16 protein-coding genes and 1 tRNA gene are annotated in these 16,483 nt (G+C 43.0%); 4 read left to right on the top strand and 13 right to left on the bottom strand.

Going from position 1 to position 16,483, the window contains the following annotated elements; all coding sequences use genetic code 11:
• Positions 1–5: 5 nt before the first annotated feature.
• The 3 genes from ACYVIL_RS01630 to ACYVIL_RS01620 form a co-directional block, all read right to left on the bottom strand.
• Positions 6–998, bottom strand: a complete 993-nt coding sequence (locus ACYVIL_RS01630; protein ID WP_460311338.1) for a YHYH protein — start codon at positions 996–998, stop codon at positions 6–8.
• Positions 999–1,128: 130 nt separating this feature from the next.
• Entirely contained in the window at positions 1,129–1,815 is a 687-nt protein-coding gene (locus tag ACYVIL_RS01625; protein WP_303477301.1) for a response regulator, read from the bottom strand.
• On the bottom strand, positions 1,812–3,239 hold the full coding sequence (locus tag ACYVIL_RS01620) for an ATP-binding protein (protein WP_460311337.1): 1,428 nt from the start codon (positions 3,237–3,239) through the stop codon (positions 1,812–1,814). Before ACYVIL_RS01620 ends, ACYVIL_RS01625 begins: the two co-directional genes overlap by 4 nt.
• 217 nt (positions 3,240–3,456) lie before the next feature.
• Between ACYVIL_RS01620 and ACYVIL_RS01615 the strand changes: the two genes are divergently transcribed.
• From ACYVIL_RS01615 to ACYVIL_RS01605, 3 genes are all read left to right on the top strand, one after another.
• Positions 3,457–3,714, top strand: a complete 258-nt coding sequence (locus tag ACYVIL_RS01615; RefSeq protein ID WP_460311336.1) for a hypothetical protein — start codon at positions 3,457–3,459, stop codon at positions 3,712–3,714.
• Positions 3,715–3,734: 20 nt separating this feature from the next.
• Entirely contained in the window at positions 3,735–4,079 is a 345-nt protein-coding gene (locus ACYVIL_RS01610; RefSeq protein ID WP_303477293.1) for a hypothetical protein, read from the top strand.
• Positions 4,080–4,255: 176 nt separating this feature from the next.
• Positions 4,256–4,342: transfer RNA gene (locus ACYVIL_RS01605), tRNA-Leu, on the top strand.
• 599 nt (positions 4,343–4,941) lie between these two features.
• On the opposite strand, the gene ACYVIL_RS01600 is transcribed toward ACYVIL_RS01605, so the two are convergent.
• Positions 4,942–5,850, bottom strand: coding sequence for a LysR family transcriptional regulator (locus ACYVIL_RS01600; protein ID WP_460311335.1), 909 nt, complete (start codon positions 5,848–5,850; stop codon positions 4,942–4,944).
• Positions 5,851–5,954: 104 nt separating this feature from the next.
• Here ACYVIL_RS01600 and ACYVIL_RS01595 point away from each other — a divergent pair, with 104 nt between their 5' ends.
• The gene (locus ACYVIL_RS01595) at positions 5,955–6,818 is read left to right on the top strand and encodes an SDR family oxidoreductase (RefSeq protein WP_460311334.1); all 864 of its coding nucleotides are present in this window, start codon (positions 5,955–5,957) and stop codon (positions 6,816–6,818) included.
• 115 nt (positions 6,819–6,933) lie between these two features.
• Here the strand turns inward: ACYVIL_RS01595 and ACYVIL_RS01590 are convergent, their stop codons facing one another.
• The 9 genes from ACYVIL_RS01590 to ACYVIL_RS01550 form a co-directional block, all read right to left on the bottom strand.
• Complete coding sequence (locus tag ACYVIL_RS01590; protein WP_460311333.1) at positions 6,934–7,518, bottom strand: c-type cytochrome; 585 nt, start codon at positions 7,516–7,518, stop codon at positions 6,934–6,936.
• A 20-nt stretch (positions 7,519–7,538) separates the two neighbouring features.
• Positions 7,539–7,988, bottom strand: coding sequence for a c-type cytochrome (locus tag ACYVIL_RS01585; protein ID WP_460311332.1), 450 nt, complete (start codon positions 7,986–7,988; stop codon positions 7,539–7,541).
• Positions 7,989–7,994: 6 nt separating this feature from the next.
• On the bottom strand, positions 7,995–8,507 hold the full coding sequence (locus ACYVIL_RS01580; RefSeq protein WP_216049550.1) for a methylamine dehydrogenase light chain: 513 nt from the start codon (positions 8,505–8,507) through the stop codon (positions 7,995–7,997).
• Position 8,508: 1 nt separating this feature from the next.
• A complete protein-coding gene (locus tag ACYVIL_RS01575) occupies positions 8,509–9,129 on the bottom strand; it encodes a redoxin family protein (RefSeq protein WP_460311331.1) in 621 nt (206 codons plus the stop codon).
• Positions 9,129–9,668 carry a MauE/DoxX family redox-associated membrane protein gene (locus ACYVIL_RS01570; protein WP_460311330.1) on the bottom strand — a complete coding sequence of 180 codons (540 nt, stop codon included), beginning with the start codon at positions 9,666–9,668 and terminating at the stop codon, positions 9,129–9,131. The genes ACYVIL_RS01575 and ACYVIL_RS01570 overlap by 1 nt, the downstream gene beginning before the upstream one ends.
• A complete protein-coding gene (locus tag ACYVIL_RS01565; protein WP_460311329.1) occupies positions 9,668–10,924 on the bottom strand; it encodes an amine dehydrogenase large subunit in 1,257 nt (418 codons plus the stop codon). Before ACYVIL_RS01565 ends, ACYVIL_RS01570 begins: the two co-directional genes overlap by 1 nt.
• 131 nt (positions 10,925–11,055) lie before the next feature.
• The gene (locus ACYVIL_RS01560; RefSeq protein WP_460311328.1) at positions 11,056–13,347 is read right to left on the bottom strand and encodes a TonB-dependent receptor; all 2,292 of its coding nucleotides are present in this window, start codon (positions 13,345–13,347) and stop codon (positions 11,056–11,058) included.
• Positions 13,348–13,903: 556 nt separating this feature from the next.
• Positions 13,904–14,782: a hypothetical protein gene (locus ACYVIL_RS01555; RefSeq protein ID WP_460311327.1), complete on the bottom strand. Its 879-nt coding sequence runs from the start codon at positions 14,780–14,782 to the stop codon at positions 13,904–13,906.
• Between the two features lie 43 nt (positions 14,783–14,825).
• Positions 14,826–16,478, bottom strand: a complete 1,653-nt coding sequence (locus ACYVIL_RS01550; protein ID WP_460311451.1) for an alkaline phosphatase D family protein — start codon at positions 16,476–16,478, stop codon at positions 14,826–14,828.
• Between the last annotated feature and the right edge of the window lie 5 nt (positions 16,479–16,483).

The following is a 16,483-nucleotide window of genomic DNA, read 5'->3' as shown; positions in this document are numbered from 1 at the left end:
CTTGTTTATTCTTGGACTATTGATCCTTGTTCACCTTTGAAACAACCGATGAACATGTTTTCGCCAGCACTCGCTGAATGATAATGATAGCCTCTTGTCTCGTCACTATGACCACGGCATTCGTCTAAGTCGTAATCTTCCTCTCCAGCCATATTTAACATGCCATATATTTCATATCCATCGAGGGCATACCCCAATAAACTCGCATGGTTATCACTTTGGAAAACGGATTCGGTACATCCTGTTGAAGCGTGATAATGGTATCCTTCAAAAGGGTTAATATGGCCGCCACAATCATCAAATGCGGCAATGGTATTGGCAGCAAGAATAGCATCTACTGGTGCTGGTGGAGCCAGTACTACACCATTAACCGTCAATCCTAAATTGTTATTGTTAATACTGTCCGGGTTACTCAATGGCACAGGTTCTACAGGTATTAAAAAAGTTTCAGATACAGCTCCCCCAAAATAGCTTAAGGAACATTCTACACAGTGATTTTGGTATTCTTCTGCCACATTTGGACGAGCAGCCCCTTCGCAGGAAGCTTGTGTATCGGTTACCTTGACTATGCCGGTTTCAGGATCATAAAGTTGCCAGTCACTGCCGTAAAGGTTTTCAAGATTGAGAATGAATTCGCCGTCGATATCATATACTTCCCCGGAACCATCAAACCATATTCCGCCTTCACTGGCATCTGAATCAATCGTAGGGGGGCAGAATGGTCCAATATCTGTTGTCACAGGCTCGCCTGCAATAGTGACTCTGTAACAAGTGGTTGAAGTGCCACCAGATAACGTACAGTCTTCTATGGTCGGAGTGTCAAGTAGTGCACCATCGTGAAAAACATCTGGGTCGAACGTGGATTGAGTAGTAACCGCACTGTCGTCAGTATCGGAATCTTCATCACCAGAGGCTTCGTCGGTTTGGCTGCCATTGCATCCGTATAAAAGTACGGTAGTTAAAACCAATAGTAATCCGAAGAACGGCTTTTTTTGCATTTTCACGCCTCTGTTTTTTTTTATTCACATTATGTTGCGCAAAGGTTAACCCTTAAATGTGTAGAAACGGTGCAATTAAAGTGCGTTTTTGACTTAATTTTAAGCGCGCAATACCTCCACTGCTTTGAACTTACTCTATTTTATAACCAACCCCATAAATTGAGTGCAAAAGTGAGTTTGCTGATTGATCAGTTTGCAACTTGGCTCTTAGGTTTTTCATATGACTATCGATGGTACGTGAGCTTACAATGCGTTCATCTTCGTAGCAGGTATTCATTAGTTGTTCCCGGGAAAACACGACGCCTGGCCGCTTAACTAAGGCCAACAATAGACGGAATTCTACTGGTGTTAATTCAACATGAATATCGTCTACGGATGTTTGGTGGCGAGCCAAATCCAGTTGAATATTTTTGTATGATACGACATTCTCCATGGATAGGGATTGTTGCTCGGATCGTCGCAAAATGGCTTGAACTCTTGCGACTACTTCTCTGGCTGAGAAAGGTTTGCAAACGTAATCGTCAGCACCTATGCCTAATCCCATGATTTTGTCGATCTCATCAACTCTGGCAGTTAACATTAATATAGGAACGGATGAGAATTGGCGAATTTCTTTGCATAGGGTGTAGCCATCTTTAAATGGTAACATTACATCTAGGATAATAAAATCTGGGGTGTTTTTTTTGACAAACTCAATGACGTTTTTACCATCGTGTAAAACCGTAACTTGAAAATGCTCTAGTTGCAAAAACTCTACTAATATTTGAGCAATTTTAGGCTCATCTTCCACTATAAGAACATGCTTTTGTTGATTCACTTCTCACCTCTTGGTAGTGGAAATATCACTTCGATACATAAACCGCCTAAAGAAGATGGCGATGCTTTGATTTGGCCTAGATGAGCCTCGGCAATATTTTTACTAATGGTTAGACCTAAACCTGCACCCGACTCTCTGCTGGTGCGGGATGAATCTACTCTAAACAGCGGCTCGAAAAGTTTGTCACAGTCACTTTGACACACCGATGGCTTAGAGTCGTTTATGCGTAAACTAATATGATCCTGCTCTACAGTCAGCACTATGTCTATCTGACCAGGCGCATCCGTATAGGCAATGGAATTCATGAGTAAGTTCAAACAAAGTTGCTCAATTCTCCGACTATCCATTTTCATAGTTAAGTTCGGTGGGATTTTAGAGTTGATTTTTAACCCTTTTAACTCCGCTTGCTGTTGCACACTTTGAATACTTCGCTCTAGGGTCTCCGATAAGTTTGTTGAAACCATGTTGTATTTCAGGGCCCCTACATCGGATAAGGATAATTGGTACAGGTCATCAATTAAGTGATTCAGCCGTTCCGTTTCTTGCTCTAGGGAAAGTAAGTTTTTCAGATTGAACGGTCGTATCCCTTCTTTTAGTAAATCAATTTCACCGGTTAATACTGTTAACGGTGTTCTTAACTCATGGGAAATATCGGCAAAAAATCGATTTTTAGCGGAACGATTTTTATTCAATGTCTGGCTTAAATAGGAAACATTCTCCATCAGTTCGCCAAGTTCATCTTTGCGTTCAGAGGTGAGATTCACATTATAATTTCCGCTACTCAGTTGCGAAACTCCTTGCATAATTAACTTGATGGGTTGCAGCAATTTACGCGATATCAGTAGTGACAGTAACCCAGCTAGAAGCGCACAGGCAAGTCCAATAATTAGAAAAGCAATGAGTTGTTTTTGGGCGAATAAACTGGCTGACTCTGACGAGCCTTCGATCGTCGGCCAACTTCTCAATTCGCCTACTTTAATATCGTTTACAAACAGTGGATAGCTAAAGGAGTTCTCACTGTTAGCAGAGTGGTCTTCTCCTGAAATTAGCGAGCCTTTTGCATCAAATAATGCAGTCGGTGGGCCAGATGCTTTTTCACGCCAGGGATCACCTAACCCAGGTTCTACACCTAATCTGTCGGGAGGTTGTTGAAGATGAGGAGGTGGAACCCGTCTTGGTGGTTTTCCCGCACCTCCGTTACGCATAGGTGGATGCTTTGGTGGCGAGTTGAAACTTTTGTTATTTGAAATAAAGTCATCTAGCCCAACACGTTGTACATCCTCCCAACTGTTATCGGAGGCAATATACTGGGACAACAAGTCACCGCTAATTTTTTCAAGACGGCTCTGTTCTATTCCGGAAACAAATTCCAAAAATCCTTGTTTAAAGCTCCATTGGGCAAGGCTCAAAGAAATCACCAGCATAGTGGTGACCAGGCCCAATAAAATTAAAAATAGTTTCGATGTCATTTTCATGGGGCAAGTATATCGAGTGAATAGGGCATGCACTAGTGACAAAAGCCCAAGTAGCCCTTTATTCCACAGTAAGTGCACATTTTCTGCACATTCCTTTGTTAGTATTAAAACCGTGATAATAGTTAATTAAACCGTTTAAAATTTATTAATTTTGGAGAATAGCCAAATGCAAAAAACATTGATGTCATTGTTGATTATGAGTTCCGTTTTGGTCTGCCCAGTGACCTTTGCAAAACCAGAGCGTGGAGGTCCAGGAGGCAAGCCGCCACAAGAGGCAATTGAGGCTTGTTCAGGAAAAAGTGAAGGCGATGAAGTCAGCTTTAGTACACCTCGTGGCGATACCATTACGGCAACTTGCCAGACTATGGAAGATGAACTTGTTGCCGTGCCCGAAGGACATGGACAGCGCCAACCAGAAAATTAAAACTCACTTAGGAGCTGATAATGCAAATTAATAGTCAAAGTAGTTCAATCAATATGGCTGATATCAACCTGGATAGTACTCAACAGAGAAGGCCGCCACCGCCGCCACAAGGTTCGGTTCCTCCCGGTCTTGAGTCGTCGGTTGCATCTTTATCATCAGAGCAGCAAGAGCAAGTAACCTCTATGCTGAGTTCATTATCTAAAGATCAACAAGAGGAACTAAAATCTTTTCTGGATAGCAATAAGTCCCAGGCGAGTACCCTAAGCGATGGGGAAAAAGGCAGCCAGTTCTTCAGCGCGTTGTCTGAAATTACCGGACAAACGTCTAGTTCGGATAGTTTGCAAACTGTAGATACCTACGCTTAGTTGTCAAAATTAGTGTATCGGGCACATCAGATGCTCGATAATGCCTAATTTATCGACATTTGATGAGGTTCATTGCATAAAATACTTGCAAGCAGAAAATGCGAAGATATAATGCGTGCCACTCGTTAGCACAGCGAGTATACCAAACGCTTAGTCAAATTGATTAAACGTACGTTGCCAGAGTGGCGGAATTGGTAGACGCAGCGGATTCAAAATCCGCCGCCAGTAATGGTGTGCCGGTTCAAGTCCGGCCTCTGGTACCAAACATCTAAACCAACTTTTGAGTTGGTTTTTTTGTGCCTGCGATTTGAGGAAGTATCAACTCGCCGGACTATATTTGGTTTCATATCTTCGATTATGAATAATACAAAACGCGGTTTGAACCCATCCTTGGTGACGCACCCAGCTAGAGTCGCTGGTTCTTCGTATTTAGTATGTACAAAACGTAGGTTGAACCCGTCCCTGGTAACTCACCCAGTCCGAACGTCCGTGTCCGGCCGTTCAACTGGCTGGAGCTGAGCTCCATAGAGCCCCAGTTTCACCCATGTGTGTCGTGCGGCTGGGCGCAACTGCGTTGCTAAAGAAACTAGTCTTACCCTCTGGTACCAAACTTAACCTGCTTATTTGTCGTTTGATGCCATGGCCTAAAGACCATGCTACAGGTTGTTTTTTTGTGCCTGCGATTTGGGTTTTACTCCATTAATGAATAGCTCACATTTGTAGGCGGGTGCTTCAGCCTCGTGATTGTGTTTAATGCCATGGCCTAAAGACCATGCTACAGGTGAATGCACATCTTCGAAATCGGATGATACAAAACCTAATTTGAACTCAACGCGAAGTGCGTTTAATTAGGCAAAGGGTATTAATCTGGTGCATCACCAAATCGGCAGGTTTCAATTAGGTAATCGATAAGCGCGCGAGTTCGGCTGGGCACGTGTTTTCGAGAAGGGTATACCAAGGTGAAAAGCAGTACTTCGCTGCTTAACCTTGGAAAAATACGCACTAGCTCTCCGTTTTCCACTTCACTTTTTACCGTAGATGGCAGCAAAGTTGACACGCCTAAGCCTGTTTTTACCATTTCTTGTACAAGATGGGGGGAGTTACACAACTCAAAGTATTTAGGTGTTATTTCAACGGGCTTATTATCGAGCATTAAATATTGCATGGTGTGCATATTTAGTTGAGATAGCAAGATCCATCTGTGCTTATTCAGAGCGTCAATCGATTCAGGGAGTCCATTTTGTTCAATATAACTAGGGCTTGCATAAATCGCAAACCGTTCCTGATATAACACGCGCCCCACCAGTGAATCGTCGCGGGGTAAACCAATGCGTAATCCCATGTCGATGTTATTGGCTATTAAATCTAATTTGTCGTCACTACTGACAATATTGAGGTCAATTTTCGGGTATCGCTTTTTAAATGCAGGTAGTAAAGGAAGTAAAAACTTGTGTGCAATGTCATTGGTTACTGTAATAGAAACTCGCCCTTGTGGAATGGTTTCAGATAAGCTTTCGTCAATGTCATCCAAGATATAATGACACTTTTTAGCATGTTCAAATACCCGTTTACCTTCGTCGGTTAACATTAACTGACGAGTAGTACGCTGCAGTAATCGAACCTGGAGGCTGGCTTCTAATGCAGCAACCTGCTCGCTTACACGGGAGCGGCTCGACTGAAGTCGCCTTGCTGCTTCTGCGAAACTACCACTTTCTACCACGCTGGCAAAAACGGCGAGACCTTTGAGGTGTGAAAAATCTATTGTACTCATTTTCGTGACGGTGCATTCTGAATTGACCCGCTTATCATAACAATAAAAGCTGAGATAATCTCCTTGTACTTAACCAAAGGTTTAAACAAGAAGAGGAATTAACCATGATTGCAGTAACAGGTGCCAACGGCCAACTAGGCCAAAAAGTTATAAATACTTTACTTAAAACGCAAACACCAGAGAATATCGTCGCGCTGGTTCGAAACCCAAACAATGCCATTGAATTGAAAGAAAAAGGGGTACAGGTGAGGAAGGCTGATTACAACCAAGCTGAGACACTTACTCCAGCATTGGCCGGTGTTGATAAGGTCTTACTTATTTCAGGCACAGAGTTTGGAAAGCGTTTCGAACAGCACAAAGCGGTCATTGATGCAGCCTTGTCAGCGAACGTATCGTTAATTGCTTACACCAGTATACTAAAATCAGATACTTCACCAATGTTGCTCAATCAAGAACATAAGCAAACAGAAGCCTATTTAAAAGCGAAAGGGGCTCCTTATGTATTACTACGCAATGGGTGGTATACAGAAAACTACACTGACAACCTAGCCGCAGTATTAAAAATGGGAGCAGTTGCAGGTGCAGCCAAGGAGGGTAAACTCAATACGGCTAGCCGTCAGGACTATGCAGAAGCCGCTGCCGCTGTGCTCATCGCTACTGATTCTCAAGTGGGAAAAACCTATGAATTGGCGGGCGATGACGGTTTTACCTTAAAAGAGTATGCCGAAGAAATTAGTACTGTTACCGGTACACAAATTGGTTTTGTCGACTTAGATCAGGACACTTTTAGAAGTGCACTTGTCGACGCCGGTTTACCAGAAGGCCTCGCCGCTGCGCTAGCTGATACTGAATATTATGCAGCTTCAGGATGGTTGCAAGACGACAGTAAAACATTGTCGGCTTTGATTGGTCGACCCACAACTAGCCTTAAAGCGTCCTTGATCTCAGCCTATGATAACGTGCGCTAAGGTTGGATTGTAGGCGGGTGCTTCAGCCCCGCGGTGGTGACTTTTTAGTGTCCATGGCCTAAAGGCCATGCTACAGGGGCGTTGTAGGTGGGGGCTTTAGCCCCGCGATTTTAATTTATTGCACCGTACCTACTTGTTCATAATACTCGGCCACATCTTTCATTTGTTGTTCGGTTAACTCGCTAGCAATGACGTTCATGATGATTGAATGCCTTTTGTTGCTGCTAAAGTCTTTTAATTGTTGAAATAGATATGCTTTATTTTGACCGGCTAAATTAGGCCAGGTATCGTTTATGGTTTGGCCGGTCATACCGTGGCATGAAATGCAATTGGCACGAACATTTTGGCCGGCTTGATTAATTGATGAAGACGCTGCTTTTTCGAAGGGCAAGTCTGAATAATATTCTGCAATGTTGGCCAAGTCTTGCTCCGACATACTATCTAATAAGCCCGTCATTAACATATTTTCTCGGCTTCCATCTTTAAACGCTTTTAATTGTGCTAACAGGTAGCCTTGTTTTTGTCCGGCTAAACTGGGCCATTCGCTGACACTAGCAATGCCGTTTTCACCATGACAAGCAACACAGTTGGCGGTTAAGGTTTCGATATTATCGGCGGCAGAAGTTTGTGCAGTTAACAAACAAAAACTGACTAATAAAAATATTTTAAGAGACACGTTTTTTAAGGAGATTTTCATCATTATTTTTTCTCAAAAAGTGTTTAATTTATTGTGGTTATTGATGTGCTGTTGGTTAAAATCTGGTTCAGCACCTTAGCTCTATGTTCAACCACTTCCATTAATGGTTCTTGTCGTAATGTTTCGACTTCTTGTTCGGTGTAGGGTACAAAGTCATCGGGAACACTGTCTTTTCCCATGACGGGTATCATCCAGTTCATCAACTCAGCAAGATCTTTGCTATTCAATGCACTGTTAGCCGCACCGGGCACTTTAATTAGGTATTCACGTCCAGCAGTGCTATTTAGAAACACACCGACTGCACCCTTTAAATTCGGTACGTCCTTGCCGCCAGTGCCATCGCCTACATGGCAGCCCTGGCATAACATTTGGTAGTTAAACAATGCTCTAGCTTCATTAATGGCTTCTTCGGCATTGCAATTAAAGCTAAATAAACAACATAACCACAGCAGACGGATAAGATGCTTTTTCATCTACAATTACTTATCAAACGCGATACCAACCACGATTGCGGTTGAACAGTGATACACAGAACTGCTAGCACCTAAACACCAGTTCACATCGTTAGATTTGTCTGAGCGATATAATGGGCGGTCGCCTTCGTCTCGTTGACATAAGCAGGTATTGCACTGCGTTTTGCCACAGCAATCGTTGTAAGAAATAACATAATTACGGCCATCCACTGGGTTAGTACAAGTGCCAATCCAGGTAATAGGTGACATTTCAGTACCCGGAGGGCAAGAATTAGTTGAGCCACCACAACATTCACACAAAAATCCGTCTACTGCACAGTAGCGCCAATAGTCACAACTTCCTGGATCACCGACTTCTTGCGGGAGTCCTTTTGGTTCGGCTGCTCTGGCAACGGGAAGCAATGGAATCGCACTTGCGCCTACTAAAGTAGCGCCAAGCTTTTTAAGCAATCCTCGTCTTCCATTAGTTTGTGCTAACTCACGAGCCTTTTTTTCAAACATTCGGTCTAAAAATTTCATTTTATTTAACCTCCACGAACTGTTCTTCGGCTTGTTGGCCTTGCATGAAATCTTGAATTGACGCTATTTTTCGCTCTTTAGCTTCAAACAAGCTATCTAAATGCTCTCTGGAATTGATTATTCCCATAGATGCAACATTGCCTAATTCATCGATAACCACCCCATAGGGTAGTTTGGCTACACCGTAGGATTTCCCTAACAACTCAGACACAATATAAGGGTAATCAGAAAGTCCATATTGCTTCACAAAACCGGCGTGATCCTGTGTTTTTCCGTCACTCGCTAGGATTAAATCAATCCAGGCACTTTCAGATTTAGCGGCAGATTTCAGTGCGGGTAATAAGCTCTTACACACAGGACAATCGGGTGAAACGAAGAAGACTAATTGCGATTTGTTAGTTTTCGATTTTCCGCCCACATCTACCAAGGTAGAGGCTAGTGTCTGGAGACTTAAATTAGGAGCAGGATCTCCCACTGTTAAAGTCTGATTCATGGCTAAAGCACCTGCAGGAGCAACTCGCTCAAACAGCACACCCACTTGGCGAGTTAATGCGAATATTACGATTGATTGTAGAATAACAATTATCCACAACACGCTATTTGAAACAGTAATAAAGTCCATTAGTTGGTCCTCAGTATGGAAATTTTTTGTGCGTTAGCGATTAAATTCTCAACGCAAGAATAAGTTAAAATCAGAAATGTCCCTGTCATGAGTACGGCGAACCACAGGGAAGATGCAAAACCGGCAGAGGGCATTGTGCAGGTTAATACCAACGGCACTAATAGCGCATTTCTTACTATCAAAGACCAACTGACTTTTATGTGAGAATTCGGGCCACTGCATCCACAACTGATATCTCGTTTACCTTGAATTAGCTGAATAGTCATGCCAATAAGGTAAGCACTTAACAGCAAGGCAGCAACCATTGAGGCACTAGTGCGGCTGCCATCAAAGATTAGAGCCACTGCAATAACTAATTCTAACGAGCCCAGAGTGTAACGTAATGCAGATGCTAACTTTGTTTGAGTAACACCATAGTCGGCAAAGGTCTGTTGGTAATACTCGGCATTATCGGTTTGTAATTTATGTATGGCGGCGCGTATAAACAGCCACATAAAGAACAAGGCAATAGCATCGGATAGAAAGTTTAGCAGGTTCATTAGTAAGCCTTATGAATGACAAGTGGGGTGATGTTGCCAAAGTCACTTATAGTTTTAATCAGCTTACCCGTTCTTGGGTTAATAATGTCTAGATTCATTTCACCGTTAGAGACCACCAACATAGGTTCTTTACCGCGAGTCACAGCGACGGATACCGCCCAGTTTGGAGCGTCGATTGTGGCAATGCGAGATTGGGTTTTAACGTCAAATACCCATATTTGCTCGCCGCCGTGGGTTTGCGATCCATCAAAACCGTTTGGGTTCATGACCACATACATTAAACCTTGCTCATCAGTGTCGATTAGCGCCAATCCGCCAGGTCTCCATCCAGCTGCTTTTTCTTGCTCAGTAACAAGGCTCCATTTTCCTTGGTAAGTTGCTATCTCAGAAGATAAATCGATAGCATGTACATCCCCTTCAAAACTTGGGAAATAGGCAATGTTATCTATATGAGCAGGACGTTCAAAAATCGGTGTTTTATCAGTATCAAAAAATGGTGGGACGCGTTGTTGCGAAGCTTTGACGCCATTTTCATCTAGCACTGTGGTCAGCAAACTGCCATTACTACACAGTGATGTCACACTGTATTTGCCTGTGGGGAAGGGCAGAACACAACCAGGTGTGCCAACTGTATTAACCACTTCATGGGTGTCTAGATTAACCACTGTGAAAGAGGCCGCAGGACTAAAATTAGCGATATAGAGAAACTTCTCGTCGGCGGACAATGTAATAGCATCTCGTCTTGGCAGAGATTGCAGGCGAGTATGTTCTAAGGTGATTTCTTTGATAGGTGCTAAGGTCACTTTATCGTAAATGGCTAGCACATCTATTTTGGGGCCTCGACTACCACGACTGTGAAATGATTCAACAATGTAAAACTCAGGGCGTGTTTTGGCGGCGACGAAATTACCGAGCAAATTCTTATCCGCAGTCCCTTTTATTTGCTTGGATTGTTTTGGCGCATTTATGTCTAAAATGATGACTTTTCCGCCGAACATACTGGTAAAGCTTGCTTCGTCGACGAAAATCCAGCTTTCGGGATATTGGGCGGGTAAAACTTCTACATTACCGGTTTTTTCAATTGGTAAGGGAGGTAAGCTGGGATCTATCTGTGTGCTAATAACAGCATTTTCTTGGTTTATATTTGCCTCTTGAGTTGACGCTTCTTGTGTTATCTCAGGGCTTGTTGAACAGCCAGCCACAAGTGCTGAAATTATGACGCTCGTGAGTAGTTTTTTAGGGGGCTTGATTTTCATAAACATATCGTTTTAATCCTAACCGCAGCTATGTTTGACTATTTACAATTTAACGGATGAACCCATTTTGCGTGAACGCTAATAAGGAACATCCGTTACTAAGGTGTGTTAAATCTACTTTTGGTGTCGTTTTAGTAGTAGTTGTATTGAATGTTAACACCAATCCATCTTGGTCTAGCGTAAAACTCTTGGATGAAGCCAGCGCTTTGAGTGAAATCAAAAGTGTAAACTCGATATTCTTCGTCTGTGATGTTTTTCACAAAAGCTGACGCTTTCCAATAGTCATTTATCTGATAACCGAGTCGTGCATTAAACACAGTGTATGATTCTTCTTTAGATGTTTCACTGTTAGTGATATCAAAGAACTGTTCACCTTGGTGATTGAAATCTACTTGTGCAGAAAGTGCGTCTGTAGCTTGATAACGAACAATACCATTGAAGGTAAATTTGGGTGCTAGCACCATTTCTCTATCTTCCACTGTTCCAACGCCACGAACAACTACGCTGTCAATTTCAGTATCGAGTAAACTAGCGCCGAGTTTAATATCCCAATCGTCACCTGGAACCCAGGTTATTTCTGCATCTAAGCCCTGTAAGGTTGCATCAGAATTATTAATGAATTGGCTTAATCCGGCAAACGTTAGAGCTTGATAGTTTTTATAATCGTAATAGAAAACACTGCTGTTTATTCTTACGTCGCCACTGGCTAAGGTGGTTTTTATACCTGCTTCGTAACTGGTTAATTCTTCAGAATCAAATGCAACGTCGTCCTCTGTTAGGCCGTCGGTGAAGTCGAGGAAGCCGCCATTAAAGCCGCCGCTTTTAAACCCATTGGCTATATTGAAGAATACCAAAGTATCTTTGCTTACTTTGTAATCAAGTCCAATTTGGCCTGAAATATTATCGTCATCAATGGTTGTTAGCCCTGCCGCTGCAGGATTTTGTTCGGTAAAGTCGAAATAGTAATCGGTGCCTGGATAGCTAGTGTCACCCACTAAACCACACACATCTCCTGCGGGGATGAGACAAGAGTTCACCACAGCATCAGGGTTCGTAGTCGCAAGGTTTTGATAGTCCATGCTGCGTTCTTCTGATGTATAGCGTAACCCAACCGTAAGGGTTAGTTTATCAGTTAGCGACTTTTCTATTTGACCAAATAAACCGTAGGATTCGGTGTCTTGATCATAGTCTATATCGTAACTTACAAAAGGTACTAAATCTGGGCCAAATGTGCCTTCTGGAGCGCCAGTAATAGCATCAATAAGAGGGCCAGGGTAGTTGATATCTAAATTCAAAGCGCCGTTAACTTCATTTTCAAAATGATACGCCCCTACTATCCAGTCAAATGACTCGGCTGAACCACTTAATCTAAACTCTTGGCTGAACTGTTCGTTTTTTGAAGCAAATTGGGGGATCAATCCACTGTAAGGCCCTACATCCGTATCTTCCTGATGGAGCTTTTCAACGTTTTCAATGGCGGTGATTGAGGTGAAGGTATAATCAGCATTATCCCAGTTTAATTTTAAAGAAAGGCCATCGGAATCTATATCTAATACGCCTTGTCGGTTATATTCACCAGCGTATTTATCGCCATCTGTATCTGCGTAACCATAAAAATCAGAGGTAGAATTTCCAGCACCGTCATCCGTTGCTAAATGTTGGTATTGAGGCGCGTTGGTATTGGATTTACCGCCATGCACATTCAACAGCGCTGAAAAGTCATCAGTGATATCAAAGTTGACTTGCAAGCGATAAGCTCGACTATCCGCTTCATTGGCATCTTTTCCAATTCTATTTTCCACGTAACCGTCGTGATTGTTTGTTGCAATGGCAAGTCGTGCTTGTATTGAGTCTGTTAAACTGCCACCAACAGCTGCTTCAGTTTTAATTTGATTGTATTCTGCTACGGTTAAATCGAACAAAACTTCGGTATCTTCAGTGGGGGCATTGGAAATAAAGTGGACTAATCCACCTGTGGCATTTCTGCCATACAATGTACCTTGCGGGCCTCTTAATACTTCAACACGTTCTAAGTCGAATAATTGAAAGGTCAAACCTGGCATGGCTGATTGGTATACTTCATCACGGTACACCGCTATAGGGCCTTCGTTGTTGTCATTGAAATCGTTAAGTCCCACACCGCGTAAAGAAATAGACGGATTATTACCTTCACCCACAGGTGTACCTATATTTAATCCCGGGGTTTGCGCTGAAATATCAACGCTGTCGGTCATATTGAGTTCGCGTAATGCATCACCTGAAAAAGCGGTGACAGAGACACTGACGTCTTGCAAGTCCTGGGATTTTTTCTTTGCCGTCACTTGAATTTTTTCAAAAACACCACTTTCTTGCGCAATGGCGGTGGACGTAATTCCTAGACTTAGAGTTGCAGCAACAGCGAGGGCGATTTTGTGGTGTCTCATGTTGTAATACCTTCCTAATTATTAGAGTTTTTATGTGTGAACGGTAAATGCCCAGTACTGGGTGTGTTAACAAATGTGTGTGTTTTAAAACTAGATAAAATACGTTATTTATTACTTGAATACTCACGTATAAGATTATTTTATACACAATAGCTATGGCGTTGTCAAAATAAAAGCTGATATAGAATGGAGCATAAAATTAGCAATTCAGAAAAAATTCGATTAAGAATTGCAAAAAATAACGCATTAACAATTCATGGCCTAAAGACCATGCTACAGAGGGATTGTAGGCGGTGGCTTCAGCCCCGCGGCGGTGAGTTTTTAGTGTCTATGGCCTAAAGACCATGCTACAGGTGGATTGTAGGCGGGGGCTTTAGCCCCGCGGCGGTGGGTTTTTAGTGTCTATGGCCTAAAGGCCATGCTACAGGGGGGTTGTAGGCGGGAGCTTCAGCCCCGCGGTGGTGGCTTTTTGTGTCTATGGTCTATGGCCTATGGCCTAAAGACCATGCTACAGGGGAATTGTAGGCGGGGGCTTTAGCCCCGCGGAGACGATTTATTACCGCAAGGGTAAATATTGCTTAGGATTGGCGGCGACATTGGGAAGCTCAAAACAACGTATTTGTTTATTGGGACGACTAATGGCGCATACATTTCTTGAGGCATCCTCATCGAAGTCAAAGGCCTGACCTTCAGCATCAATTGCAATCGTCGCAAAGTGCACAAGAGTTGGACCTAAAAGTGGTTTTCCCAAAACATACATTTCTTTATAGTCATGACCCATAACATATAAGTATCCGTCTGGGCCTAATGCACCGCCAGAGGCTGCTTTGGGTGAAATATGCTGCAATAATGCTTCAGGAAATGCCCAACCGCCTGTTCTGCGCCATTGTGAATCGTAACGTTCTATTGTGGCGTATCGGTTGTCCTTAAATCCGAGTCCTTTTGCATTATTATAATGGGCTAAGCCAACAATCCAGCCATCAGATATTTTGTCTAACCATACAAGTGAGCCTTCATCCATGACGCCTAGGGATTTTGAACGTTTAGGCTGTAATGTCGCTCGGTCATACCATTCCACCGAATTCGCAAATGGAACATTGGGATAATTGGAATGGGCACAAACTAATTCATCTTTATCCACAAAACATGAGTTTAGGTGAGTCACGGGGCCGCCTTTAGCCCCACGCCATCGTGCTACTCGCTGATGTTTGTTGCGGGAATACTTAGCAATCTCATAATTTCCAATTGCATAATAGTGTTTTGCGTCTACAGCCACACCTTGACGTGCTTCTGGTGCATCAAGTCGAACAAGTTCTTTTGATTGAAGCATTTGAATTATTGGTGGTTCGTGAATTGGCCACTCACTATCTGAGGAAGTACCGGCATTAACTGTTAAAGTAATAAATAAAAGTAGCACTGTATTGAGTCTGTACATTTAATTGAGATTCCAAAATAACCGAATTATGTCACCAATAAATTTAAATACTGGCTAATTTGTTTTGATTTCTACTGACCGTGAGTCGGTGCGTCCCTAATAAGGCCAATGAGCGCTTATGTCGTGAATGTAGAAATATCCATTCATTGGTGACTTTATCTGGGGTGATATCTATTACCATGTATCCACGACGGCTTGTATCGCACCACTTTATGTTTTTGTTGGTGTCCATAAAGCTACGCTCAATGTCAGCTGGATTGCCAAAATAGCGTTTGTCCATTCCCAACGATGAAACCCCTTGCACTGCGAATTCTACTCCTGCGGCTTTTCCATTGTTTTCTAGGTCATACGCCCAAGCATTGTGACTATCTCCGCTCAATACCACCAAATTAGCATTGGCTTGTTGTGAAGCTGACAGAACACGCTTTCGCGCTGCGGGATATCCATCCCAGCGATCCATACTGGTTGGAATGCCTAACTCACCTAATTGGCTTGCAAATTCTAGTGACGCTTTTTTACTTTCGGTAGGAGGCGCGTCTGGTTTGAACCACGCCATAAAATCACGTGGCATAATAGTCGTACCCATAATGACTTGTTGGGCGAGTATCTGCCATTTGGTGCCGTTAAGCGTTGAATTGGTCAATCCATCAGTTAACCACTTTTCTTGAGCGCTACCCATAAGTGTGCGAGAAGGATCAGCTAAAGGACCATCACGAAATTCCTTCGCAGCTTTTAATTTATCAGGCTGATTTGCAAGCCAAGCCGCTATATCTAATTGCTTACTGCGGCCAACAGTGCGCGTTTCAATACGAAAAAGCGTCGCTAAATTACCCAACTCATAACGAGTATAGGGTTCACGACGCATGGGCATCCATTCATCATGGGCTTGCATAGCTGATTGCATTCGTAATGGCCATGGACCTTCGTCTTTACCATGGTTTTTAGCTCCGTGTTGCCAGCTGTTATTGACGGTTTCATGGTCATCGCACATAGAAATCATCGGGTAACGACGATGCAAGGCTTGCAGATCTGGATCCATTCGGTAGCTTTGATAACGTAAACGATAGTCTGCTAAGGAAACTGTTTCGTGCTGAGGTTGAATACCCCGAGATACGGCCAGCTCTTTTAGTGCATCGGAGCGAGTAAGTTTGGATTCATAAATGTAATCGCCCAAATGGACTAATAAGTTAAGATCATCTCTTGCGGCAGCATGACCATAAGCATTGAACCAACCAGAGGTCGCATTAGCACAAGAAAATACACCAATGCGAAAGTTATCGATGTCACCACTGGGCAATGTGCATGTACGACCTACATCTGAAATTTGCCCATCACTCGAAATAAAACGATACCAATACCATTCTCCAGGTTCTAAACCAGTAGGACGGGAGTGCACACAAAAGTTTGCTTCCGGAGTGCTAATCGTAGATTCAGTTCTTACAATACTTCGAAAGCTTTTATCTTTAGCTATCTGAACTTTGAGTTCATCCCTTTCTCCATTTGGAGTCACAAACCGTGTCCATAAAGTCACACTTTGCTGCAGCGGATCGCCACTTGCCACTGAGTGGGTAAATCCATTTTTTAAAGAGGCAAATAGCTCTCCTGGCAAAATGGCTGCAGCGGATAATAGTGCTGTAGCCTGCAGTAAACTACGTCGAGTGAACGTTGGGTAAGGGGGTTTGTGGGTCATTAACATTAACA

This window comes from Aliiglaciecola aliphaticivorans, from assembly GCF_054782055.1.
This window is presented reverse-complemented; position numbering and strand designations above follow the sequence as displayed.

Coding starts and splice junctions, on each gene's coding strand:
- ACYVIL_RS01630 (WP_460311338.1), bottom strand. CDS start 998: ATGCAAAAAAAGCCGTTCTTCGGATTACTATTGGTTTTAACTACCGTA.
- ACYVIL_RS01620 (WP_460311337.1), bottom strand. CDS start 3,239: ATGCTGGTGATTTCTTTGAGCCTTGCCCAATGGAGCTTTAAACAAGGA.
- ACYVIL_RS01615 (WP_460311336.1), top strand. CDS start 3,457: ATGCAAAAAACATTGATGTCATTGTTGATTATGAGTTCCGTTTTGGTC.
- ACYVIL_RS01610 (WP_303477293.1), top strand. CDS start 3,735: ATGCAAATTAATAGTCAAAGTAGTTCAATCAATATGGCTGATATCAAC.
- ACYVIL_RS01600 (WP_460311335.1), bottom strand. CDS start 5,850: ATGAGTACAATAGATTTTTCACACCTCAAAGGTCTCGCCGTTTTTGCC.
- ACYVIL_RS01595 (WP_460311334.1), top strand. CDS start 5,955: ATGATTGCAGTAACAGGTGCCAACGGCCAACTAGGCCAAAAAGTTATA.
- ACYVIL_RS01590 (WP_460311333.1), bottom strand. CDS start 7,518: ATGATGAAAATCTCCTTAAAAAACGTGTCTCTTAAAATATTTTTATTA.
- ACYVIL_RS01585 (WP_460311332.1), bottom strand. CDS start 7,988: ATGAAAAAGCATCTTATCCGTCTGCTGTGGTTATGTTGTTTATTTAGC.
- ACYVIL_RS01580 (WP_216049550.1), bottom strand. CDS start 8,507: ATGAAATTTTTAGACCGAATGTTTGAAAAAAAGGCTCGTGAGTTAGCA.
- ACYVIL_RS01575 (WP_460311331.1), bottom strand. CDS start 9,129: ATGGACTTTATTACTGTTTCAAATAGCGTGTTGTGGATAATTGTTATT.
- ACYVIL_RS01570 (WP_460311330.1), bottom strand. CDS start 9,668: ATGAACCTGCTAAACTTTCTATCCGATGCTATTGCCTTGTTCTTTATG.
- ACYVIL_RS01565 (WP_460311329.1), bottom strand. CDS start 10,924: ATGAAAATCAAGCCCCCTAAAAAACTACTCACGAGCGTCATAATTTCA.
- ACYVIL_RS01560 (WP_460311328.1), bottom strand. CDS start 13,347: ATGAGACACCACAAAATCGCCCTCGCTGTTGCTGCAACTCTAAGTCTA.
- ACYVIL_RS01555 (WP_460311327.1), bottom strand. CDS start 14,782: ATGTACAGACTCAATACAGTGCTACTTTTATTTATTACTTTAACAGTT.
- ACYVIL_RS01550 (WP_460311451.1), bottom strand. CDS start 16,478: ATGTTAATGACCCACAAACCCCCTTACCCAACGTTCACTCGACGTAGT.